Annotated in this window: 21 protein-coding genes; 3 read left to right on the top strand and 18 right to left on the bottom strand. The window is 49.5% G+C overall.

The window, feature by feature from the left end:
* Positions 1-138 precede the first annotated feature (138 nt).
* From DW949_RS11645 to DW949_RS11610, 8 genes are all read right to left on the bottom strand, one after another.
* On the bottom strand, positions 139-1,554 hold the full coding sequence (locus tag DW949_RS11645; RefSeq protein WP_118023386.1) for an FAD-binding oxidoreductase: 1,416 nt from the start codon (positions 1,552-1,554) through the stop codon (positions 139-141).
* Between the two features lie 64 nt (positions 1,555-1,618).
* Positions 1,619-2,587, bottom strand: coding sequence for a bile acid:sodium symporter family protein (locus tag DW949_RS11640; protein WP_118023385.1), 969 nt, complete (start codon positions 2,585-2,587; stop codon positions 1,619-1,621).
* 295 nt (positions 2,588-2,882) lie between these two features.
* Positions 2,883-3,596, bottom strand: a complete 714-nt coding sequence (locus DW949_RS11635; protein WP_147349061.1) for a GntR family transcriptional regulator — start codon at positions 3,594-3,596, stop codon at positions 2,883-2,885.
* 199 nt (positions 3,597-3,795) lie between these two features.
* A complete protein-coding gene (gene gyrA, locus DW949_RS11630) occupies positions 3,796-6,276 on the bottom strand; it encodes a DNA gyrase subunit A (RefSeq protein WP_118023383.1) in 2,481 nt (826 codons plus the stop codon).
* 295 nt (positions 6,277-6,571) lie between these two features.
* Positions 6,572-7,897: an acetyl-CoA hydrolase/transferase family protein gene (locus DW949_RS11625; RefSeq protein ID WP_233539589.1), complete on the bottom strand. Its 1,326-nt coding sequence runs from the start codon at positions 7,895-7,897 to the stop codon at positions 6,572-6,574.
* A gap of 181 nt (positions 7,898-8,078) precedes the next feature.
* Positions 8,079-9,380 carry an acetyl-CoA hydrolase/transferase family protein gene (locus DW949_RS11620; RefSeq protein WP_118023381.1) on the bottom strand — a complete coding sequence of 434 codons (1,302 nt, stop codon included), beginning with the start codon at positions 9,378-9,380 and terminating at the stop codon, positions 8,079-8,081.
* Between the two features lie 105 nt (positions 9,381-9,485).
* Complete coding sequence (gene fusA / locus DW949_RS11615) at positions 9,486-11,561, bottom strand: elongation factor G (RefSeq protein ID WP_118023380.1); 2,076 nt, start codon at positions 11,559-11,561, stop codon at positions 9,486-9,488.
* Positions 11,562-11,652: 91 nt separating this feature from the next.
* Entirely contained in the window at positions 11,653-12,882 is a 1,230-nt protein-coding gene (locus DW949_RS11610; protein WP_118023379.1) for a M20 family metallopeptidase, read from the bottom strand.
* Between the two features lie 119 nt (positions 12,883-13,001).
* Between DW949_RS11610 and DW949_RS11605 the strand changes: the two genes are divergently transcribed.
* The gene (locus tag DW949_RS11605) at positions 13,002-14,369 is read left to right on the top strand and encodes an aminopeptidase (RefSeq protein WP_118023378.1); all 1,368 of its coding nucleotides are present in this window, start codon (positions 13,002-13,004) and stop codon (positions 14,367-14,369) included.
* A gap of 78 nt (positions 14,370-14,447) precedes the next feature.
* Here DW949_RS11605 and DW949_RS11600 read toward each other — a convergent pair whose 3' ends face one another.
* Both DW949_RS11600 and DW949_RS11595 read right to left on the bottom strand, forming a co-directional pair.
* A complete protein-coding gene (locus DW949_RS11600; RefSeq protein ID WP_118023377.1) occupies positions 14,448-15,359 on the bottom strand; it encodes a ketopantoate reductase family protein in 912 nt (303 codons plus the stop codon).
* A 129-nt stretch (positions 15,360-15,488) separates the two neighbouring features.
* Entirely contained in the window at positions 15,489-16,091 is a 603-nt protein-coding gene (locus DW949_RS11595) for a hypothetical protein (protein WP_118023376.1), read from the bottom strand.
* Positions 16,092-16,294: 203 nt separating this feature from the next.
* Between DW949_RS11595 and DW949_RS11590 the strand changes: the two genes are divergently transcribed.
* The gene (locus tag DW949_RS11590; RefSeq protein ID WP_118023375.1) at positions 16,295-16,858 is read left to right on the top strand and encodes a flavodoxin family protein; all 564 of its coding nucleotides are present in this window, start codon (positions 16,295-16,297) and stop codon (positions 16,856-16,858) included.
* Between the two features lie 190 nt (positions 16,859-17,048).
* A complete protein-coding gene (locus tag DW949_RS11585; RefSeq protein WP_118023374.1) occupies positions 17,049-17,267 on the top strand; it encodes a hypothetical protein in 219 nt (72 codons plus the stop codon).
* A gap of 106 nt (positions 17,268-17,373) precedes the next feature.
* On the opposite strand, the gene eis is transcribed toward DW949_RS11585, so the two are convergent.
* The 8 genes from eis to DW949_RS11545 form a co-directional block, all read right to left on the bottom strand.
* Entirely contained in the window at positions 17,374-18,537 is a 1,164-nt protein-coding gene (eis, locus tag DW949_RS11580; protein WP_118023373.1) for an enhanced intracellular survival protein Eis, read from the bottom strand.
* A 58-nt stretch (positions 18,538-18,595) separates the two neighbouring features.
* The gene (locus tag DW949_RS11575; protein ID WP_255417831.1) at positions 18,596-19,459 is read right to left on the bottom strand and encodes a DUF2156 domain-containing protein; all 864 of its coding nucleotides are present in this window, start codon (positions 19,457-19,459) and stop codon (positions 18,596-18,598) included.
* 91 nt (positions 19,460-19,550) lie between these two features.
* Entirely contained in the window at positions 19,551-20,180 is a 630-nt protein-coding gene (locus DW949_RS11570) for a DNA-3-methyladenine glycosylase (RefSeq protein WP_118023371.1), read from the bottom strand.
* Positions 20,181-20,957, bottom strand: coding sequence for an IclR family transcriptional regulator (locus tag DW949_RS11565; protein ID WP_118023370.1), 777 nt, complete (start codon positions 20,955-20,957; stop codon positions 20,181-20,183).
* Between the two features lie 19 nt (positions 20,958-20,976).
* Complete coding sequence (locus tag DW949_RS11560) at positions 20,977-22,116, bottom strand: efflux RND transporter periplasmic adaptor subunit (RefSeq protein WP_233539587.1); 1,140 nt, start codon at positions 22,114-22,116, stop codon at positions 20,977-20,979.
* Positions 22,117-22,135: 19 nt separating this feature from the next.
* The gene (locus DW949_RS11555) at positions 22,136-22,381 is read right to left on the bottom strand and encodes a pro-sigmaK processing inhibitor BofA family protein (RefSeq protein ID WP_118023369.1); all 246 of its coding nucleotides are present in this window, start codon (positions 22,379-22,381) and stop codon (positions 22,136-22,138) included.
* Between the two features lie 7 nt (positions 22,382-22,388).
* The gene (gene recR / locus DW949_RS11550; RefSeq protein WP_118023368.1) at positions 22,389-22,979 is read right to left on the bottom strand and encodes a recombination mediator RecR; all 591 of its coding nucleotides are present in this window, start codon (positions 22,977-22,979) and stop codon (positions 22,389-22,391) included.
* Positions 22,979-23,299 carry a YbaB/EbfC family nucleoid-associated protein gene (locus tag DW949_RS11545; protein WP_118023367.1) on the bottom strand — a complete coding sequence of 107 codons (321 nt, stop codon included), beginning with the start codon at positions 23,297-23,299 and terminating at the stop codon, positions 22,979-22,981. Before DW949_RS11545 ends, recR begins: the two co-directional genes overlap by 1 nt.
* Between the last annotated feature and the right edge of the window lie 22 nt (positions 23,300-23,321).

Here is a 23,321-nt window from a genome sequence, read left to right as displayed (position 1 = left end):
TTTAGTATATCCCACTCTGCCCCTCTTGTCAAGGGGGATTTTTTACAAAATCTCAAAAAAAGCAAACAGGCGCCCAACACGGACGCCTGTCTGCTGCTTCGGGATATCTAATTCATACATGGAGGGGTAGATACTACATCAGATGCTGTCTTCCAGATCGACAATCTTGGCCGGATTGAGGATATCATTCGGATCCAGTGCTTTCTTGATAGCCCGGATCATCTTATATTCACCCGGCGGAGTGCAGCGTTTGAAATCAACGAGTTTCTTGTAGCCAATGCCGTGTTCACCAGACATCTTACCACCCAGGGCATATACTTTTTCAAAGAGGTCTTTATGGAAACCGGCCATCTTCTTCATCCAGTCTTCCGGTGACAGGCCGTCTTTATTAAGCGGCAGTACGTGAATATTGCCATCGCCGATATGGGCCGATGTTACTGTGTAGATTCCGTGTTTTTCTTCCAGTCCCGGCACTTCTGCTGTAATTTCAGCAATCTTGTCGAGTGGTACAACGAAGTCTTCTGCTACGAACATGATATCGATATCGCGGGCTGCTTCTGCAAACTGACGGCGGCATCCCCAGATACGGTCATCAGCCTGGATGACATCTACAGCACCCATATCGTCACAGAGATCGCTGATTTTTTCCATCTTCTTATCCAGTTCATCTTCATCAAAGGATTCTACGGTAATGATGACATAGCAGCAGTTTTCTTCTACATGGGGCAGCGTTACCTTGCAGAAATTGCTGCACATCTTCAGTGCCTTGTTATCCATGTATTCAATACTGGTAGGTTCGATACCGGCCTTTAAAATCTTATTCGGCAGGGCAAAGGCTTTGGCGTCTTCATCAAAGATAGCTACCAGGTCAAATTTATACGGCGGCAGCGGACGCAGTTTAAGCGTAATTTCCGTTACCACGCCCAAGGTACCTTCAGACCCGCAGATGAGCTGTTCCAGGCAATACCCGGTCGAGCACTTCTGCAGCCGCGCACCGACATCTACAATATCACCGGTCGGCGTAACGATTTTCATACCATAAATCTGATTCCGCGTCGTCCCATATTTTACGGCCTTGTTGCCGCCGGCATTGGTTGCTACGTTACCACCGATCTGGCAGCTGTCAGCACTGCAGGGATCGCCAGCATACAGGAGTCCCCGCTGCTTGCATTCCTGCTGGATGACACTCGTACGGACACCTGTCTGGACGACAGCGTAGAGGTTGTCTTCATCAATTTTAAGGATTTTATCCATCTTGTCCAGTTCCATGACGATGCCATGATAGACAGGGATGGCACCACAGGCAACGCCGGAACCAGCAGCGCGTGGAGTAATCGGTACGAGGTACTTATTCGCCAATTTGATGACCGCTGCTACTTCTTCTGTCGTTTTCGGGAATACGACTACTTCCGGGGTACGGAACCAATAGGGGTTGCCTTCTTCATCAGTCTGATACGTCTGCAATTTTTCCGGATCTACGGTTACGCCTTTTTCTCCCAGTACTTTTTTCAGTTCGTCCAATAATTCTGCCGATACCTTGTTAAATCTTGCCATAACCTATCTCTCCTTCCTATATTAATGCCTCATACACTGCGGCATCGTATCCATATCATTGAGCTCAATGAGCGGTTCCCTGTGCAGGGGGAGCTGCTTCTGCTGCATCTTCTGTCTTGTTCCCCCAGAGTGAGGCAACAAAGGAGCAGAATACGGTCGTCCAGACAACGCCGATAGCTCCCGGAATTGCCGACATAGGATCAAAATACGTAATGCCCAGAGTAACTGCCAGTGCCGTGTTCTGTACACCGACGATAAACGTCATGGCTTTCCGTTTCGGAGCTTTCATGCGCAGCAGACGGGCTACACCGTATCCGATAGCCAGACCGATACCCGTATACAGTACCAATGTCAAAGCAGCCATTCCTGCTACAGCCTGCAGCCGTTCTACGTTGAGCGCAACGATGACGGAAATGATGCAGACGATGGCAGCTACTGTTGCCAACGGCACGACTTTCAGAATAACCGGCATTTGTTTATTAAAGAATTTGTGAATCAGAAGTCCCAGTGCAATAGGAATAATAACGATTTTAATGATACTCATAAACAGGCCTACCGCATCAATAGGAAGATATTTTCCCACATAAAAGAGAAGCAGCATAGGCATGACGACCGGCGCTACGATGGTACTCAGGCTCGATACCGTAACGGCCAGAGCCTTATCGCCTTTAGCCAGGAAGGTCATGACATTGGAAGATGTCCCTGTCGGTGTGCAACCCAGAAGCACGAGGCCGACAGTCAGCATCGGATCCAGATTGAATACCGTTCCCAGCCCCAGCCCGACGAGAGGCATAAACGCATACAGTGTCACGATACCGACGATGACATCTTTCGGCCGGGTCAGAACCAGCTTGAAATCATTGGGCGTCATAGAAAGGCCCATGCTCAGCATAATAATGCCCAGGAACCAGGGAATCGTCCCACCGTATGGTTTGAACGGTGTCGGCACAAAATATGCAAATACGGCACATAAAATGACCCACAGCGTCACATATTTAGTGACAAATTTTACGAACTTTTCGAAACCACTCATGCTTCATACCTCCTTACACATAAAATGATACCTGAAAACATCGTTGCCTTATTTAATTATTACCGAATCGAATTTCTTTCATGCATTTATGTTAACATTATCCAATTAAAGAGTCAAACTCCGACCAGTATGACGTTTGTGTTCATTTTATTCTTCTCATTCGGGACTCCTTTTCGTCCATTTTTGTATAAATTATTACATTTTGGTTCTTCCTTTTATCGTTATATAATAAAAAAATCCGGCAAAATATCATAATAAATTAATATTTTGCCAGATAATTTCTTTCTTTTTTGTATTATTGTGACGAAAAAGGACTTTTTTTACTGCAATCCCGGTTGCTTCCGGCAGGAAATTTGCGTTTGAACTCGGCCCGGGCCAGGGAGAGATGCCGCCGCATAATCGCTTCAGCCATACCCTGATCCCGCATTTTCAAGATGTCACAAATCGTCAGATGTTCCATCCCGACGACTTTAAAATATCCTACGGGCGGATCATAATTCAGATAGCTTCTATACCGGTATAGCTTATATTTAATGTGTTCATAAAATTCTTCCAGCAAAGGATGATCTGCCAGATGGACGATGCGGGAATGAAACTGATATTCCAGGTCTACGATATCAATATACCGGTGCTGTAAATTTCCATTCTCTACACAGATGCGGTGAAGTTGTTCTGCTATGTCATACAGGGCGTCCAGTTCCTCACCTTTAATGGCAATGGCAGCCCGGCCTGCCGCATAGGGTTCAATCAGCTCCGACAGCTCTGCAATATCTGTATATTCCTTTTCAGAAAATGCGGCAACCCTGTATCCCGGCTGACGGACAACATAAGAGTTATGCAGGAGCCTTGTCAGAGCATTCTTGACAGGGGACCGGCTGACGCCCAGTACTTCGGCAACGGTACTTTCATTGACACGGCTGCCCGGGGCCAGACGGAAGCTGACAATTTCCTGAAGTAAAATATCATACACTATCTCGCTGAGAGACAGGAACGGATTTTGTTTTCTCATACGTTCAACCGACTGCTTGTCCACTTTGTTCACCCCATTACCGCTATGATCAGTTACTATTTTATCATATCCGTACCGGTAAAAGAGTCAGGAAATCCCCGTATATCCGGATTTATCAAAATCGGTATAGAACAAGACATAATGTTTCATTTTCTGCATAGAAAAAAGCGCCCCTCAGGGACGCCTCTTTCTGAATTCTTTATTGTTTTTGAAACAAATCTTGCGGAGAATCCTGTTCTTCATCTTCTCCATCGATGGCAATCGTATCAAGGGCCGTTACTTTGTCGTCTTCTTCCAGCCTCTGGATCTTGACGCCTGATGTAATCTTGCCTTTCTTGATGCCAATGCTTTCCACATCGGTGCGGATGACGATTCCATTGCCGGTAATGAGCATCAGTTCCTGATTATCGCGGACGACTTCGACGCCGACGACATCGCCGGTTTTCTCAGTAATCTTGAAGTTCTTGACGCCCTTGCCGCCGCGGTTCTGCACCTTGTAGGCTTCCACGTTATTGCGCTTGCCAAATCCTTCTTCACTGACTGTGAGGACCTGGCAGCCCGGTGTGAGTATATCAGCCCCGATGACCATATCGCCCGGAGCCAGATCAATGCCGCGGACACCGCGGGTATTGCGGCCCATCGGACGGACATCGTCTTCATTGAAGCAGATAGCCATCCCCAGTTTCGTTGCCAGGATGATGTTCTGCCCGCCCGTCGTGAGACGCACTTTGGCCAGATGGTCCCCTTCGACGAGGGAAATAGCAATGAGACCGTTGCGGCGGACATTTTTGAATTCCTGCAGTTCCGTCTTTTTGACCCTGCCTTGTTCCGTAGCCATAAAGAGATTCATGGACGGATCCACCTGATCGAGATCGATCAGGGCATTGACTTTTTCCCCGCTGTCGAGAGGCAGCAGGTTAATCGCAGCGATTCCCTTGGAATTACGGCTGTTGGCTTCCGGGATTTCATATGCCTTGAGGCGGTAGACACGGCCCAGGTTGGTAAAGAAGAGCACCGTGTTCAGCGACGAGGTATAGAGCAGATGATTGACTGCATCTTCATCTTTCGTCCCCATCCCTTTGATGCCCCGGCCACCTTTATTTTGCGTATGATATACATTGGCATTGATGCGTTTGATATATCCACGACGGGTCAGTGTCAGGACCATGCGTTCATCAGGGATCATATCTTCTACGCCAAATTCCGATGTATCGGCCACAATCTGTGTCCGCCGCGGATCGGCAAACCGCTTTTTGGCATCCAGGAGTTCGTCTTTTACTATACCCATGATTTTATGCGTATCGGAGAGCACATCGCGCAGATAGGCAATCCGATCTTCCAGTTCTTTATATTCCTGTTCGATTTTTTCCCGTTCCAGTCCGGTCAGGCGGCGCAGACGCATATCGAGGATGGCCACCGACTGTTTTTCGCTGAGACCGAACTTGCTCATGAGAGCCGTCTTGGCAATTTCATCTGTCTGGGATTCGCGGATCGTCCGGATGACTTCATCAATATGGTCAAGGGCGATGAGCAGGCCTTCCAAGATGTGGGCCCGGGCCAGTGCCTTTTCCAGTTCGAACTTGCACCGTCTGGTTATGACATCCTGCTGGTGCGCCAGATAATAATGCAGTACCTGTTTCAATGTCAGGACGCGGGGATGCCCATCGACGAGGGCCAGCATAATGACACCAAACGTTTCCTGCAGTTGTGTATGCTTATAGAGCTTATTCAGCACAATATCCGGATTGGCATCGGCGCGCAGTTCGATGACAATGCGCATACCCTTGCGGTCCGATTCATCCCGCAGTGCCGTAATGCCATCGATTTCTTTATTCCGGGACAGATCGGCAATGGTTTCAATGACCCGTGCCTTATTGACCTGATAAGGGATTTCCGAAACGACGATACGATGCTTACCTTTATTCATCGGTTCGATTTCTGCACAGGAGCGCATCTTTATGCTGCCCCGGCCCGTCGCATAGGCTTTGATGATGCCATCGCGGCCCATGATTTTAGCACCTGTCGGGAAATCCGGTCCCTGTATTTTTGTCATCAGTTCTTCCAGACTGGCTTCAGGGTTATCGATGAGCATGACACAGCCGTCGATGACTTCGCCCAGGTTATGGGGCGGGATGTTCGTCGCCATGCCGACAGCAATGCCAGCCGAACCATTGACCAGCAGATTCGGGATCTTGGAAGGCAGGACCGTCGGTTCCTGAAGAGAACCATCATAGTTAGGCATGAAATCGACGGTATCCTTGTCGATATCTTCCAGCATTTCACCTGTAATTTTAGCCATGCGGACTTCTGTATAACGCATAGCTGCCGCCGAGTCGCCATCGACAGAACCGAAGTTGCCATGACCATCTACCAGTGGATACCGGGTAGAAAAATCCTGGGCCAGGCGGACGGTTGCATCGTATACAGAACTATCACCATGGGGATGATATTTACCTAAAACTTCACCGACGATACGTGCTGATTTCTTATAGGGCTTGTTCGGTGTCATGCCCGCTTCGTGCATCGCATACAGAATGCGGCGGTGAACAGGTTTCAGACCATCGCGCACGTCCGGCAGGGCACGCGTGATGATAACGCTCATCGCATAATCGATGTACGAGGTCTGCATTTCACTTTCCAGACAAACCGGCAAAATTTTATCAACGTTTTGTTCGTCCACAATGTCACCTCATATATAATAAAAAAAATAATCGCTTATATATATCTATATATAGAGCATCTGTACTATTATACCAAAAATCAGAGGAAATAGATAGGTAAATAAACCCAAATAGCAAAAAAACGCCTTGCCGGGCCATTTAGGATGCATTTCAGCAATATTAAACCAGCACCATGGTCCATTTATAAATGATACTCCCCACAACGGGGAACGCGGCTTCCAGCCTGACCTAAAAACACTGCTATATATCTAACGATATACAGCAGTGTTTTTAGATTCTGCAAAGGAATGTCAATTACCGTTTGTTGCTCTTGCGCCAGATATGCATCTTGTCCGCTTCTTTGATGAGTTCGTCCCGGAAATCAGGGTGTGCCAGGCCGATAAGGGCTTCTGCACGCTGCCAGGTCGATTTGCCCATAAGGTTTACCATGCCGTATTCTGTCGCAATCCAGTGTGTCTGGGAGCGGGGATCGGTGACAGTTGTACCCGCTTTCAGGACAGGGCTGATATTGGATGTAACTGTACCGGTCTTCTTATCTGTATGGGTCGCATGCATGGCAATGATCGATTTGCCGCCTTTGGACCGGTACGCGCCGTCGGTGAAGTCAAGCTGGCCGCCGCTGCCACTGATCTGATGGGTCCCCATGGATTCGGCCGATACCTGTCCATAGAGGTCTACTTCGATGCAGCTGTTGATGGAAATGAAATTATCAATCTGCCCGATGACAGCCGGATCATTTACGTAATCGATAGGGAACGTTGCCAGGGCAGGATTGTCATCTACCCAGTCATATAAGTCCTGAGAGCCAAGGGCAAAGGCAAAGACGCCTTTATCGCGGTTCAGGTTTTTGACTTTATTTGTCAGCCGGCCTTCCTTAGCCATAAGGTAGAAGGCATCGACGAGCATTTCTGTATGGACACCGAGGTCCTTCAAATCCGATTTGGCAATCATGGCACCTACGCTGTTGGGCAGGCCTCCAATGCCCAGCTGCAGAGTAGCCCCATCAGGGATAGCATCGACGATATAAGACGCGATTTTCTGATCGATATCATTGCCGAGGACAAAGGGAATGGTCGGCACCGGCACATCCGGTGCTTCGACGATGGCATCGACGTCAGAAATGTGGATAGCTTCCCCACGGCCGCCAAGACAACGCGGCATATGTGGATTGACTTCGACAATGACTTTTTTAGCCTTTTTCGTAATAGCTTCGGTCACGGCGGCACAAAGGCCAAAGTTGAAATAGCCATGTTTATCCATGGGCGCTACGGTGATCATAGCGACATCGACATCAATGATATTACGGTAAATCGACGGTTCATTGCGGAAACACATGGGATTAAAAAACATGCGCGACTGTGCTGCCAGTTTGCGGTCATATCCGCTGAGATGCCAGTTCATGACCGTAAAGGTATCACAACCGGGGTCGCATTCGCAGACCTGACGGGGAAACAGGGACATGGTTTCCCGTACTTTAATATCGTGTAACTCATCTTTGCGGCCCGCCAGCGCTTTATCGAGCAGTACCGGCTGGGAGGTCGTCATGCCATAATCGACCCAGTCACCGTCCTTTACGAGTGTAACTGCTTGTTCCGGAGTCGTCAGTTTCTGTTTATACATGGCCGTCCATTCTGACATTCTGTTCACCAAACCTTTCCCACTGTGTGGTTTTACCACTACACGTATTACGAAAATATTGTTCTAAAATTCACAGATACAGTATAGCTTATTAAAACGTTTTACGCAAGATATCTATGCGAAATTTATATTTATATTTTGTATTATACGCAATACCCGCATATTAAATCAGAATGTGCATTTTTTTAGCAGCAAAGGTCAGTTCTTCCCGGAATTTCGGATGGGCAATCCCTATCAGGGCTTTTGTCCGCTGGGAAAGGGTTTTCCCCCGCAATTTGGCTATGCCGTATTCTGTAACGACGTAATCAATATCATTTTTACTCGTCGAAACGATGGCCCCCGGTGTCAGAGTCGGCACGATTTTGCTGATAGTACCACCTTTTGCCGTAGATGGGAAGGCAATAAAGCTCTTTCCGCCCGGTGAGCAGATGGCGCCGCGCACGTAATCAGCCTGGCCGCCTGTACCAGAAATATGTCGTGTCCCCGTCGATTCCGAACAGGCCTGGCCAAAGAAATCGACTTCAATAGCCGCATTGACGGAAATAAAATCAGGATGGCGGGCAATGACTGCCGGGTCATTGACATAATCGACAGGCAGCATGAGAAATGCCGGATTATCATCGATAAAATCGTAGATACGCTGGGAACCAAAGGTCAGTGTCGCCACCGTCTTTCCCTGGTGAATCGGTTTTCTGTCATTGGTGACGGCTCCGCATTCTATGAGTTCTACCATGCTGTCTGTGAACAGTTCCGTATGGATTCCCAGATCATGCTTATCCTTGAGGGCCAGCCCTACGGCTTCCGGCACGGCGCCGATACCGAGCTGCAGTGTCGCCCCGTCGGGGACTTCTTCGGCGATATATCCACCGATGGTACGGCTGATATCGTCGATTTGTACCGGCGGCACAATCGGCAGGGCATGGGATGTTTCACACAGTCCATCGACCTGGGAAATATGGATCTGCGGTGCCGTAAGTACCCGTGGAAGCTGGTCATTGACTTCCAGATAAATATGACGGGCTTTCCGTATCATGGCAGCACTGCAGGAACCGCTCAGGCTGGTACTGAAATACCCGTGCTTATCCATAGGAGAGACCTGGGCAAAGAAAGCATCAATATCGATATATCGTTCAAACAGTCCCGGCGCATCGTGATAATAGCAGGGCATGATATCACAGCGCCCCTCATTGGCCGCTTTACGCAGACCGCCACCGGAAAACCAGGTAACTGGCGTAATATTCGGATAGGCTTCGGGAGACAGCGTTCCCAGAGGCGTTACATCGAGCAGAGTATGACATGTCACATCCTGTATTTCCCCGGAAGCGGCCCGTTTCCCCAGTGCCTCCGCCAGGACCGGTGGAATCGCTCCCGAAATATCAGCACAGCAGGACCAGCCCGATTCCACACAGGCGGCAATCTGTTCCGGCGTCTTTTTCTTATCGGCATATTCTTGCATTACATCCATGACAATAGCTCCTTTCAATTACAAAAGAATCGACAGCATAGGGTTCCATTCCCAAAAGAAATCCCCGCCGCACACAATATGCGGCGAGGATACGTGAGGAGGGATTTATTCTTCCTTACCAGCCTGTGAAGCGGCAATGATTTCATCCATTGTCTTTTTCGGTACTTCTTCATAATCAAAGAAGGACATGTTGAATGTACCTTTCCCCTGGGTCATCGAACGCAGAATCGTTACATAACCGCTCATTTCTGCCAGCGGTACCTGCGCTTTGACCACAATCAGGTTTTTATGGCTGGGATGATGTTCCATACCAAGGATGCGTCCACGGCGTCCGCTGAAGTCGCCCATGACATCACCCATATATTCTTCCGGCACGATGACATCGACGTTATAAACCGGTTCGAGAATCGCTGGTTTCGCTTCGGGCACGCCTTTCTTCAATGCCAGTGCTGCCGCTACTTTAAAGGCCATTTCCGACGAATCGACAGGATGATAGGAACCGTCTTCCAGAGTGACTTTGACATGAATCATAGGATAGCCTGCAATGAGGCCTTTTTCCAGCGTTTCTTTTACGCCTTTTTCGACAGCCGGGATATACTGGCGCGGCACAGCCCCGCCGAAGATAGCATCGACAAATTCGAAGTCTTCCCCGTTGGTAAGCGGTTCCAGTTTGAGTTTGACATGACCATACTGGCCATGACCACCGCTTTGTTTCTTATGTTTGCCTTCTACTTCCGTAACACCATTGATGGTTTCTCTGTACGGAATATAGACCGGTTCGAGGATTCCTTTGACGCCGTATTTGCGTTCCATCTTGTTCATGATGTGTTCCAGATGGACGTCGCCCATGCAGCGGACGAGTATCTGCTTGCCTTCGGCATTCTTTTCCACCTGGCAGGTAGGATCTTCTTCACTGATTTTCGACAGCGCCGTCATCAGTTTTTCTTCGTCGCCTTTCTTTTCCGGGACCATGGCAACTGTATGGAGCGGATTGGGGAAGCGGATCGGATCGTATTCTACAGGGAATTCTGCCGTAGCAAAGGTATCACCTGTACGAGCATGGGCCAGTTTCGGAATGACGACGATATCACCGGCAATAGCTTCTTTGACTGGTACCTGTTCTTTGCCGACGAGGGTAAACATCTTGCCCAGTTTTTCTTCCGTATCCTGGGTCACATTATACAGCTTATTCCCTTCTTTGAGTTCACCGGAGAAAATGCGGACGTAACTCAATTTTCCTGCAAAGGGATCGATGAGTGTCTTAAATACAAATCCCGTAAACGGCTTGTTGGGATATACCATGACCGGTTCGCCCGTCTTTTTATCCGTTCCCATCATGACTTTCTGGGATGCGTCCGGCATATAACGGATGAGCCGGCCCAGAAGTTCTGTCGTTCCGATATGATGGACGGCACTGCCGCACATGACCGGGCATACCCGGCCGGTCAGCATACCCTGGCGCAGACCCTGGCGCAGTTCGTCGATAGTCAGTTCTTCCCCTTCCAGATATTTTTCCAGCAGTTCGTCATCGCCTTCAGCGGCGGCTTCCATGCACATTTCACGGACTTCACGGGCTTTGGGCATATATTCTGCCGGTACTTTGATTTCTTCAGCTTTGCCATTTTTCCATTCCCAGGCAATCATTTTGCAGACATCGATAATGCCGCGGAAATCATTGCCTTCTCCGATCGGGATCTGAAGCGGCATAATAGATTTGCCAAAAACAGCGCGCATCTTTTCGAGGCAGCCAAAGAAATCGGCGTTTTCAGCATCCATTTTATTGACGTAAATCATGCGCGGCAGCTGTAGTTCCACACCGTAATCCCAGGCGCGTTCCGTATCCATTTCTACACCGGCATCGGCCGAAACGACCATGAGGATACCGTCAGCGGCCCTAAGGGCAGCCCGGACTTCACCGCAGAATTCAGAATACCCCGGCGTATCAATGAAATTCAGCTTGTATCCCTGCCATTCGCAGGGCGCGATACCGAGCTGGATAGTTACATTGCGCTTGATTTCTTCCGGTTCAAAGTCCATGATGTGTTTGTTGTCCTTGCCCACACCGACGGCATCAACTGCGCCGCAGGCAAGCAACAGGGATTCGACGACGGCCGTCTTACCGGCTCCGTCATGGGAGAGTACAGCCACGTTGCGGATCTTGTCACTAGCATATTCTTTCATATATAAATCGCCTCCTAAAAATCACGTTACTATATATATTCGTGATATGGAGGCGATTTCCTTTTTTATTTATGATTTTTTTCTAACTTATCTATGCTTTATGCGCCGCATCCGGTGCGATGATGCTGACATCCTGATTGGAAAGCGCCGCCAGCACGAGAGAACTCATGAGTTCCATGCCGAAGGGCAGGCAGTTTTCATCGGCGGCAAAATGAGAATTATGGAGCGGCCAGACCGGTTTTCCCGGTGCCGTTGCCCCGAGCCACAAAAAAGCACCGTTATACGCTTTGAGATAGCCGGAGAAATCTTCTGCCGTCATGGCCGGTTCCCTGACGTTTGCCAGAGCGTCTCCCCCGAACCGGGTCCGTACGACATCTTTGATAAATTCCGCCTGCTCCGCATCATTGAAGACCGCATCATAGCCCCGGTCATACTGAAGCGTGCTTTCTGTACCGAGCATCGTGTCGAGACCGCTCAGCAGCCGCTGCAGCTTATCTTCCACCATATCCTGGGCTTCTTTGTGATACGTGCGGCACGTACCTTCGATGATGACCTTATCGGCTACGATGTTATACCGTGTACCTCCGTGAATGGTCCCGAAAGTGAGGACTGCCGGATAGAGCGGATTAATCTGGCGGCTGATGATGTTCTGTACTGCCGTCAGGAACTGTCCGGCCGCTACGATAGCATCGGTACCACGATGCGGCATGGCAGCATGACTGGCTTTTCCGCAGATCGTAACGGTCACGTGATCCGAAGCCGCCATCATGGGACCGGCCAGAATCCCGACCTGACCCGTAGGAAGCCCGGGCCATACGTGAAGGCCATACACGGCATCGGTCCCTTCGAGGATTCCCGATCTGACGACGGCTTTAGCCCCGCCATCGGGAGATTTTTCTTCTGCCGGCTGGCCGATAAAAAGGACCGTTCCGGCAAAAGTATCTTTCAGTGCCGTCAGGACACGGGCCGTGCCGAGGAGAATCGATGTGTGTGCATCATGGCCGCAGGCATGCATGACGCCGGGCGTTTCTGAAGCAAAAGGAAGTCCCGTTTCTTCTGTGACCGGCAGGGCATCCATATCGGCCCGGAGCGCAATGGTCAGTCCCTTTCCCTTACCGCCATGAAGAATTCCCACAACGGCATGGATACCGCCAACATGTTCATGCACTTCCAGCCCCAGACTGCGGAATTCCGCATCCACCAGGGCCGCCGTCCCCTCTTCCTGATACGAAAGCTCCGGATGAGCATGAATCGTACGGCGGAGCTCACATATGTGGGACGTATATTTTTCAACCAGCTGTTTTATTATATCTTGTGCCATTTTCCTGTTCCCCCTTTTATTTATCAGGAAATATCACTATAATGGTGATGTTAGACATGCATAATGTAAAAATGGCCGTCCTGCCATTTTGGTTAATTATACCATAAGGAGGAATATAAATGAAAACATTTGATAGAGAAAACAGTGTCTGGGCCCGTTTTTCTGAAGAACAGCGTCTGGAAATGGAAGAATACAGCAAAAAATACCGTCACTTCCTCGATACAGCCCGGACGGAACGGCTGGCCAATAAGGAAATCATCCGTCAGGCTGAAACTGCTGGTTTTAAACCACTCCATGACTATGCCACCCTCAAGGCCGGTGACAAAGTATACTGGAACCAGAAAGGCAAATCAGTCATCCTCGCCGTCATTGGCACCGAACCTGTCGCCCAGGGCATGAAAATCGTCGGTTCTCATATCGACTGCCCCCGGCTCGATCTGAAAGCCATGCCTGTTGCGGAAAAAAATGGCATTGTGTATTTCAAGACCCATTATTACGGAGGTCTTTTGAAATATCAGTGGGTCTGCCTGCCCCTGTCCCTGATTGGCGTCGTGTATACAGCAGACGGCCGGCGCATTGACGTTTCTATTGGTGAAGACCCTGACGATCCCGTATTTTTCATCAATGACCTGCTCCCCCACCTCGGTAAAGACCAGGCAGCCAAAAAACTTTCCGAAGCCATCAGCGGGGAAATGCTCATGCCCCTCGTCGGAACCAACAGCGAAGAAGAAAAGACAAAGCCGGCTGTCCTGGAATTGCTGAAAAAGAAATACGGTATCGAAGAAGAAGATTTCGCCAGTGCCGAACTGGAAATTATCCCGGCCATCAAGAGCCGCGATGTCGGCCTGGACCGTTCTATGATCATGAGCCACGGCCACGATGACCGGGTATGCTCGTATGGCAATCTGGCAGCCATCCTCACGGCCCATGCCGGCACTAAGACACAGGTAGCCCTGTTTGCCGATAAGGAAGAAATAGGTTCCGTCGGCAATACCGGTGTCCACTCGGCATTTTTCCCTGATTTCGTCGCCGAACTCCTGGCATTGCAGGGCCATACGGAAGAACTATGGCTGCGCCGGACCATGCGGAACAGCCAGGTTTTATCCGCCGACGTATGCGCTGCCCTGGACCCTGTATTCGCCGATGCCTACGAAGAAACAAACGCGGCACGGCTCGGTTATGGCATCTGCCTGTGCAAATACACCGGAGCCCGCGGAAAAGCCGGCAGCAACGATGCCAATGCAGAATTTTTATCCCAGGTACGCCAGATTTTTAACGCCGCCGATGTCCCCTGGCAGATTGGGGAACTGGGAAAAGTCGATCAGGGCGGTGGCGGCACCATTGCTTATATCATGGCCGACTGGGGCTGCGATGTCGTAGACTGCGGCGTCGCCATGCACAGCATGCACGCTCCCTTGGAAATCGTTGCCAAATCCGATGCCTATAGCGGATATCTCGCCTATAAAGCCTTCTTTGAAAGCAAATAATATTTGTATACCGAAAATGACAGGTCCTGTCGCATGCGACAGAACCTGCTTGTTCAATCTGTTTACTAAAAGGACTGGTTACTTTGAAGAAGTCCGTTCTTTCAACGCCTCATAAAATTTCTTTGACAAGGGAATATCTATTCCCAGTTTCGCGGCTGTCTTTACGAGATAGCCACTGAACGTTTCCAGTTCATTAGGCCGGCGGGCCATGACATCGTGGGCAAGGGAACTGGTCACATTCTGATTTTTCTGTCCTATGACGCGATGATAAATCGTATCGACCAGGTCATCGGCCAGATTGACTCCCTGGGCTTTTCCAATCGTATAGGCCTCATGGAGAAGGGTATGGAATTCCTCTTTTCCCTGCGGACGGGCAAATACGCCGGCAAAGGTATCTTCATAATAGGCTGTAATTACGTTGATGGCGCAGTTCGTAATGAACTTATTCCATACTTCGACGCGGATATCGTCGGCATACCGTACTTTCAGCCCCGGGTGGTCGAGGAGGTCATGCAGAGTTTTGCTGTATTCTCCTTCAGAACCGCTGATATACATGCGGGCAAAGGCCCCGGACTGGCGGATAGAAAAGTCATCCTGGGCTTCCGTATTGATGTAAATAGTCGAATCCATAATTTTCCCTTTTGGCAGGATAGACCGGGCGACCTCACTATGATCGACGCCGTTCTGCATGCAGACAACCATCGTATGATCGTCTATGCAGGGAATCACGGCCTGTAATGCTGCCGGCAGGGAATAATTCTTGACGCAGACAAAAATCACGTCCTGGATGCCACACGACGACGGATTGTCTGTAACGGCAGGATGAGCTACGTGTTCACCAAAAAAGTCACTGTGCAGGATAAGCCCCTTTTCTATGAGAGATTCCTTCCGTTTGCGGCGGGCGATGAGCGTTACATTATCATAATAGGCGCATAAAAACGACGCCATATATCCACCGATACCGCCAATTCCCGTTACCATGATTTTCATAGGTCATCACTCCCTCAACATATAAAAATTAAAAGACTGTTTTTACCATTTTAGCATAAGAAACCGGTAAAAACAGTCTTTTTTCATCTCTATACTTTCGTTTCCCCACAGGCTCTGGCAAGAAATTATTCAACGGAGCAGGACGTATATAACAAGGAGAACAAAGACGACGGCCACTGGTTCCAGGCCTACAATGCCGATAACGACAGCCAGACAGAGGAGAACGAGCAGGACGCCAATCACTTTGGATGTCCATGGCGTCGGTGTCTCCTGTGCTGATACCGGGTCCACCACCGACGTTTCCTCTGCAGAAGCATTTCCTGCTTCTTCTGTCACAGCCGCATCTGTCTGTTGCATGGTTTGCCTTGTTTTTCGGTCTTGTCTTCGTTTCTGCACAGCTCCCAGCGCTGTCATATCATTATTGCGGCCCGCTTCAAATCCCTTTTCAAAGCCCTGATCATGGCCGTACTCATAGCCTTTATCGAATCCTGTGTCAAACCCTCTGTCATATCCTGTATCAAAGTCATCGTCCGCTTCATCGGAATCAGGCAGTATCTGATGGGTAAGGGTATCGATCTGTCTCCCGCATCCCGGACAAATGATATCCCTATTTGTATATTCACTGCCGCAGAACGGGCATTTCCGGGGCACGAGCCATCCGCATTCGGGACACGTATCTTCTTCATCACTGACATAAAAAAATCCACAGCCGGGACATTCCCGATACGCCATAATACTCACTTCCTTATCTGACATATACACGATGATATCTGTATTCGTATTTATTTTTAGTATATACTTTTTTATGATGAAAAACACCCTTATTTCGGCACAATTACGTTTACTCTTTTTTTGTTTGACTATTTGTCTTTTGCGTGATATAGTAAATATGCAAAATTGATAAAAATTTGCAATGACATACAGGAGGGATTTTCATGAAAGTTATCTTGCTTAATGGCAGCCGCCGTGAAAAAGGCTGCACCTATACAGCACTTTCCGTCGTCGCTGATACGCTGAAAGAAAACGGTATTGATGCAGAAATCATCCATGCTGTTCCGGATACGGCTACGGTCAATGCCGTTGCTGAAAAAATGAAGACCGCCGATGGTCTCGTCATCGGTTCTCCCGTATACTGGGCTTCCCCGTCAGGAGAAATCGTTTCCTTTATGGATCAGCTCGCCGGAAAAGCCGGTGCGGCCCTCGTACACAAAGTCGGGGCAACCGTCGCATCCGCCCGTCGTGCCGGAACGACAGCTACTCTCGATGTCCTCAATAAATACCTGGCCTATCATCAGATGGTAAGCGTCGCTTCCAACTACTGGCCCATGGTACATGGCAATACGCCTGATGAAGTCCGTCAGGATGCCGAAGGACTTCAGATCATGCGCGTCCTTGGCCGCAACATGGCGTGGATACTGAAGTGCATCGAAGCCGGTAAAAAGGCTGGCATTACAGCACCGGAAACAGAAGCCAAAATCATGACCAATTTCATCCGCTGAGAAATAGCGCCAAAAATCGCATAAAAAGCAGAGTGACCCCCATACATCAGACCTGGAATCCAATGTATGGGGGTCACTGTATCTGGACAGCCTCTTTTTACTTGCTTTTTCTGATAACATTTCGTACTATAGAAATGACTATAGCATAAATGAGGGATATCATGACTAACCAAACTATGCCGCGCTCCGAATGGGTTTTATCCCAGCTTCTGACCTGGCAGAATGTGGTCAGTTCCATCACCATTTTTTCAATACAGGACGTGACACCTATGTCATGCTTGCCGGTTCTGTACCCGGTGCCTCCCAGCCCGTATTTTCTGCCCGGCGCCATCTCATTCTGACCCTGATGGCTGTATATATGGGCACAGGTATACTGATCGGTACGGTCATCTATTTCATATACCGGTAATACAAAGACTGCCCATGATAACAAAACCATCATGGACAGTCCTTCTTTTATGATTCCCAAATTCTGAATGACACATAAATCGTATCGAAACTTCTGCCGGTCCAATTTAGTACCATTCATTGATGTAGCATTTTTCTGTCGGGAACAGGGCCTGTAATGTTTCCAGTGCCTGATCCGTTCCCTGTATCTTTTCGTTGAATACCAGGTCGCTAACATCCATCGCCCCAAATACGAGGAGCGCCAGTGTACCAACAGGCATAACAGCATCAGGTGTTTCATCATCAGGCCGTTTTTCTACTCTGGCCGTGCCGTCCTGCACCGTCAGGCGCCATATCCCTGTATTCCAGTCCGCCAGAGGATCGTCTGTGCGGAAGGTAAGGCTGCCTTCCGCCCGGTACGGCAGTTCTTCCAGTGCGCCTTGGACATCGACAATACGTCCGGTCATGAAAGGCATAGTTTCATGGCCCTGTTTGCCATCGGGATAGAAGCGGTACGACTGGTCATGGATTCCTTCGTTCCACTGAAATGTATCGCCTTGTGAGCGGTGATTATAGATATAATTAAGCAGCCCTTTTTTCCCTTTTGCCGTAGCATACACAAACTCGCCGCTTACGATAGTCGGTTCACCAAGCTGATAAAAAAGATATCCGACCGGCCGGTCTCCATCGAGGCAGACGGCGATATTGCCTTCTGCCAGCTGAGCGCTGATATGACTGCGCCAGCTCTGTTCATCCCGGACGGCATAACCAGAAAGGTTCCGCGTATAAGCATCGTATACCGGCGCCAGATAGGTCCATTCATCGGGGCTGGTAATAAATCCATAGTGAAGCGTCCGGTCTGTAAGGGGGCGCAGGGCATCGAGTGGCATCGTTTCTTTCCACTGATGGCAGTACAATTCATAACCGTAGGGCTGATAAAAACCAGCTTTGCTGGGCATGAGGATATTGATATAATGGCCGCGCCGTTTCATTTCTTTCAAAGCTGCCGTAAGCAGTTTGCCGCCGACGCCGCCGCGCCGGGCTGCCGGATGCGTTGCCAGGCCGACAATGTAGGACGTCGGTATTTGTCTGCCCCGGAGATTCAGTGTATAGGGATTGAGATGGGTCAGACAGGCCATCTGGTCACCCTGAAAGCCCATGAGGACCTGTTCCGGCTTATAGAAATTCGTAAAATACCACTGAAAAAACGGATCTTCCCGATGTTCGAAACAGTAATCCCAGAGGCTTTCTACCAGGCCCCGGTCCTGTTCACCAGCTAAACGGAAATTCATAGAAACATCCCCTTTCTCTATAAGAAAGAGGCTGTCGTGCAAAGACAGCCCCCTGTTTTTATTTTTTCAACGTCACATCAAATTTTTCTACGTAATGGTGCGGGTTGTACGATTCTTTTGAATGGCGCAGGCCCGGTATGCCCATATCTTCTTCCCGGTTGATATAGGTCGTATGAGGCCAGGCATGAACGACAAATTCATGATTGATGACCTGATACAGGCCGCGGATATTTGGGTCACTCTTTTCAAAATGGATGATAGCCGTGTCGTCATTGAGCATCTCCCCAATGGAAAAAGCGACGATTTTATTATACATGCGGATAGCGCCGCCTGTCGGCTGGAGGATTTCCCAATTGTTGAATACTTCTTCGATGGCGTGGCGTTCGCCCAGCAGTTCTTCATCGTCATCCTGTTCCTCATGCTGGTCATACCATGTCTTTTCCGCTGCCAGGCATTCATCAAATATGTCTTCTGTAATAGGCACGTATTCCCATTTTCCGATATACTGATTGCGGAAATGATTGAGGTTATTCTTTTTCTGACGGAATTTCTTTCCTGATAAGTTAATCAGGTCCTGTGTGAGATACACGTATTCGTAATTATCCCGGTCCGGCGTAAATTCATAACAGTCTTCGCAGAGTGTCCGGATCCGTTCAGCAGCTGCCGGTGTGACACCTTTCATGAGAAAGGGATAGCCGTGTTCATCGAACCATTCATGCATCCGCTGCACGCCCTTTAAAAAACTGCCATCTTTTTTGGCAAACGGCGGGATCCAGAATTGCTTTTTTCCCCGGCCGGAACGGATATACATGACATTGTCTTCTTCGGCCCACTGGATTTCATAAGGCTTCTGCCAGGCAAACAGCGTCATGAACGTCGCATCAGCCTGTTCATACCGCTTCTGCTGAAAATAATCATCTATAATTGGTTTATCTTCCAGACGGATTTCTCTGAATTCAATAATAATAATCTCCCCCTAAATATATGAACACGTATCCATGAGTATAAATAATTCAGGGTCTGGATACGGATTTACTATTTTCAATATAATAACGCCAGGGAAATGTCTTCCCCTTTTCGGCATAGTCTACATGAATGCGCGCAGAACAGGATACCTTCAGCGGTCTGCGCACAGCCGGCTCAGCAATGTATAACTCATCGCCACAGAGATCCAGCATATTCTGGGCTTTCGTAATTTCCATAGCCTGACAGAGTTTTCCCGGTCCGTTCGTCAGATGTTGCGGGTTCTGTGTATGGATGTCCATATGACGGTTCCGGAACATATCTTCCAGGCCGGATAGCGGTTCGACAGCACGGATAAGAACGGCTTCCCCACTACCGGCACGACCGGTCACGACATTCATGCAATAGTACATGCCATAAATCTGATAGACATAACTGCAGCCCCCGGGCCGGAACATAGGCTCTGTCCGGGCCGTCCTGCCACGAAAGCTATGGGCCGCATCATCAGGACAGCCTTGAAAACTTCCACCATACGCCTCAGTCTCGACGATGCGGCCTGCATAGAACTTATCACCTATGACGTGTATCAGAATAGCTCCCAGCAGATGACGGGCAGCCTGGCAGACGCCTTCCCCGTACCATTCCTGCGGCCATTTCTGTCCTATGATCCCGTCATTCATTTATCTGTCCTTATCTTTGTCTTTCCGATAGCCCAGTGAATAGGAAATTTCATAGGCGTACTGGCTCATGGTAAAGAGCATTTTCTGCCGGATAGAATCGTAAAACCGCATGCTCGGTCCGGCAATAGTCAGCGAGGCAATGACTTGTTCCTCAAAATTGAAAATCGGAACGGAAAGGGCAAACAGACCGTGTTCGCTTTCATCCTGGGTAATGGCATAACCATTATGCCGGATAGATGCAAATTCACTTTCCGACAAATTGCCATACTGGACGATGACCCGGTTCCGTTCAGCCTTGCTTGCCCAGGCCAGAAGTACTTTGCCGGCAGCGCCTTTGTAGATAGGCAGTGATTCACCCATAGGAATGACGCGGCGCAGGGAATGGGTACTTTCTACATGGTCCAGACAGATACGGTTATCCCCTTCGGCTACATAAATACTTGCCGTTTCATTAAAAATCTGCTGAAGCCGCCGCAGATACGGTTTTGCCAGGGTCACGACGTTTTCTGTCCAATGGGAAGAATATCCCAGAGCCAGTGCTTTCGGACCCAGCCGGTACTGCTTGGACGCTTCATTGCGCGTCAGATACTGGCGGCGTTCCAGCGTATTGACGATGCGGAAAGCTGTCGAAGTATTGAGGTCGGTCCGGGCCGCTATTTCTTTCAGGGTCAGACCGGTATTGCATTCGACAAAGATATCGAGGACATCGAGACTTTTCTCCAGCGATTTGAGCAGACTGTTCTGCCGTCCTCTCTTACCTGTGTCTTCTATATTCATGGAATCGCCTGCTTTCTTCCTACGTATTGACTTTCATGCCGATTTCCAGTGAATCGGGCGGATCGATGACTACCTTTTCCCCTTCGCTGAGGCCGTTCAGGATAACTACCCGTCCGGCTTCTTCGTCCCCTGTCAGGACAGAACGGGCATCAGCCAGTCCTTTGTCATTGACGATATAGACGAAATCTCCACTGTCTTTCGTTTTGACAGCCGTTTTGGGTACAGTAATCTGGGATACTTCCTGTGGTGTTGAAAGGCGGACATGGTAAAATTCGCCGGGCACAAACAGGTTCTTATCGTTATTGAAGGTAATTTTGGCCATATAGGAGCCCGTTGCCGGATCCTTCACTTCAGAAAGGTAGGTCAGTTCCCCTGTTTCCGATTCACCAGACGGGGCAATGATAGATACTTTGATTGTGCCATTACTCTTGGCAGTCTGCAGCGCATCTATATAATCTTCCGGTACGGCAAACGTCGCTACCAGCGGCGTCATCTGCTGAATCGTAGCCAGGACATTGCCGGCGACGGCAACAGACGGGTTATCGGCTACGGATGTGACGCGGCCGTCAATAGGCGAATAAATCGTGGCATTACTCAGCATTTCCCGGGCCGATTGTACCGCCTGCTGCAGCTGGGCAATACGTCCCGAATCGACAGCCGGGGCAGCTTCCTGGACGGGAGCGGACTGGACCGGTGGCGCCGTACGGGCCATCATCTGATTGTATTCGACTTTGGAAATAGCTCCTTCATTATACCAGACGTCGAGTTTTGCCCGCTGGGCACTGTCACCGCCACCACTGGCAGCCGGAGCCTGATATACAGGAGCCGTTGCCGCTGCAGAAGACGCCGCTACCAGCTGGGCTTCTGCATCACTGACACTCTGCTGGTATGGAGCCGAATCGACCTGTACGACTACTTCGCCGGCTTTGACTTCCTGCCCTACCGTAAGGGGCGTCGAGACGAGTTTGCCTGAAAGCTTGGGCACTACATTGGTCATGTGCAGGGCTGTAATATTGGCATCGAGGGTCAGGGCCACGGGATGATCCGATTTGGTTACACTTTCTGTTTTAGTAGTCACACTGTTGCCACACCCTGAAAGGACTGCGGCAGCAAAGATGGCAACACAGGCTGCAACTGCCCATTTTTTGATTCGCACCATATTTCCTTCTTTCGGAATCTCAGAAAAACGTATAGAACAAAGTAAGAACAGCTACGGCGGGCAGGCCGAAAATACCGACCAGAATCCCCGTTATGAGGGTAATGGGCACATGGGCCAGGCCCAGGAGATAGCCGAAGTGGTTGACACCATACAGGAGCAGCAGACCGACGACGACATTACCCAGGAGATGGCGCAACGGTGCCAGAATCAGTTTATGCACCAGTATGAGAATGACGATACCGATGCCAATGCCGTAGAAATCCATAAGGTCCTCACATTTCCTGCCGATTGGCTACGGCACCAGCCAGAGTAGCTTCATCAGCATATTCAATATCGCCACCCATGGGAAGTCCCCGGGCAATACGGGTAACCCGCATGCCGGCCGTCTTCAACAGACGTGCAAGGTACAGAGCGGTCGCTTCCCCTTCTACGTCCGGATCGGTCGCCAGGATGACTTCTTTGACTTCTGTATCCTGCAGGCGCTGCAGGAGTTCTTTGATCCGCAGGTCATCGACGCCTACCCCGTCGAGGGGCGACAGGGCACCGTGCAGGACATGATAAAGGCCATGATAATCGCCGCTGCGTTCGATAGCCATCACATCCTGCGGCGTTTCGACGACGCAGATAATGGAGTGATCGCGCCGGGGATCACTGCAGATAGGACACGGATCGGTACTCGATAAATTGAAGCAGACCGAACAAAAATGCATCTGCGCTTTGGCATCGCGGATAGCACCGATAAAGGCATCCACGCTTTCTTCCGGCTGCTGTACCATATAATAAGCCAGCTTGCGCGCCGTCTTGATGCCGATGCCAGGCAGGCGCCGGAATTGTTCTGTCAGACGGTCCAGAGGCGTATCCATCAGAACATGCCCGGCAGCTTCATGCCGCCCGTGATTTTGCTCATTTCCTGAGCCATGAGATCATCGACTTTTTTGCTGGCTTCGTTGACGCCGGCGACAATCAGATCTTCCAGCATTTCCGTATCTTCCGGATCGATGACACTTTTATCGTTGATTTTTACACTTTCCACATTTTTTTCACCATTCATGACGATGGTCAGGGCACCGCCGCCGACCGTCACTTCAACGGTCCGCTGTTTCAGTTCTTCCTGCAGTTTTTTCATATCTTTCTGCATTTTCTGTACTTTCTTCATCATACCTTGCATATTTCCACCAAACATATTCATATCCTCCTGATTTTCT

This window comes from Megasphaera sp. AM44-1BH (genome assembly GCF_003467125.1).
Lineage (GTDB): Bacteria > Bacillota > Negativicutes > Veillonellales > Megasphaeraceae > Megasphaera.
Note: the sequence above shows the minus strand (reverse complement) of the source record. Positions and strands in the feature narration are given on the sequence as shown.

Coding starts and splice junctions, on each gene's coding strand:
- DW949_RS11645 (WP_118023386.1), bottom strand. CDS start 1,554: ATGGCAAGATTTAACAAGGTATCGGCAGAATTATTGGACGAACTGAAA.
- DW949_RS11640 (WP_118023385.1), bottom strand. CDS start 2,587: ATGAGTGGTTTCGAAAAGTTCGTAAAATTTGTCACTAAATATGTGACG.
- DW949_RS11635 (WP_147349061.1), bottom strand. CDS start 3,596: ATGAGAAAACAAAATCCGTTCCTGTCTCTCAGCGAGATAGTGTATGAT.
- DW949_RS11625 (WP_233539589.1), bottom strand. CDS start 7,897: ATGTATAAACAGAAACTGACGACTCCGGAACAAGCAGTTACACTCGTA.
- DW949_RS11620 (WP_118023381.1), bottom strand. CDS start 9,380: ATGGATGTAATGCAAGAATATGCCGATAAGAAAAAGACGCCGGAACAG.
- fusA (WP_118023380.1), bottom strand. CDS start 11,561: ATGAAAGAATATGCTAGTGACAAGATCCGCAACGTGGCTGTACTCTCC.
- DW949_RS11610 (WP_118023379.1), bottom strand. CDS start 12,882: ATGGCACAAGATATAATAAAACAGCTGGTTGAAAAATATACGTCCCAC.
- DW949_RS11605 (WP_118023378.1), top strand. CDS start 13,002: ATGAAAACATTTGATAGAGAAAACAGTGTCTGGGCCCGTTTTTCTGAA.
- DW949_RS11600 (WP_118023377.1), bottom strand. CDS start 15,359: ATGAAAATCATGGTAACGGGAATTGGCGGTATCGGTGGATATATGGCG.
- DW949_RS11595 (WP_118023376.1), bottom strand. CDS start 16,091: ATGGCGTATCGGGAATGTCCCGGCTGTGGATTTTTTTATGTCAGTGAT.
- DW949_RS11590 (WP_118023375.1), top strand. CDS start 16,295: ATGAAAGTTATCTTGCTTAATGGCAGCCGCCGTGAAAAAGGCTGCACC.
- DW949_RS11585 (WP_118023374.1), top strand. CDS start 17,049: ATGGGTTTTATCCCAGCTTCTGACCTGGCAGAATGTGGTCAGTTCCAT.
- eis (WP_118023373.1), bottom strand. CDS start 18,537: ATGAATTTCCGTTTAGCTGGTGAACAGGACCGGGGCCTGGTAGAAAGC.
- DW949_RS11570 (WP_118023371.1), bottom strand. CDS start 20,180: ATGAATGACGGGATCATAGGACAGAAATGGCCGCAGGAATGGTACGGG.
- DW949_RS11565 (WP_118023370.1), bottom strand. CDS start 20,957: ATGAATATAGAAGACACAGGTAAGAGAGGACGGCAGAACAGTCTGCTC.
- DW949_RS11560 (WP_233539587.1), bottom strand. CDS start 22,116: ATGGTGCGAATCAAAAAATGGGCAGTTGCAGCCTGTGTTGCCATCTTT.
- DW949_RS11555 (WP_118023369.1), bottom strand. CDS start 22,381: ATGGATTTCTACGGCATTGGCATCGGTATCGTCATTCTCATACTGGTG.
- recR (WP_118023368.1), bottom strand. CDS start 22,979: ATGGATACGCCTCTGGACCGTCTGACAGAACAATTCCGGCGCCTGCCT.
- DW949_RS11545 (WP_118023367.1), bottom strand. CDS start 23,299: ATGTTTGGTGGAAATATGCAAGGTATGATGAAGAAAGTACAGAAAATG.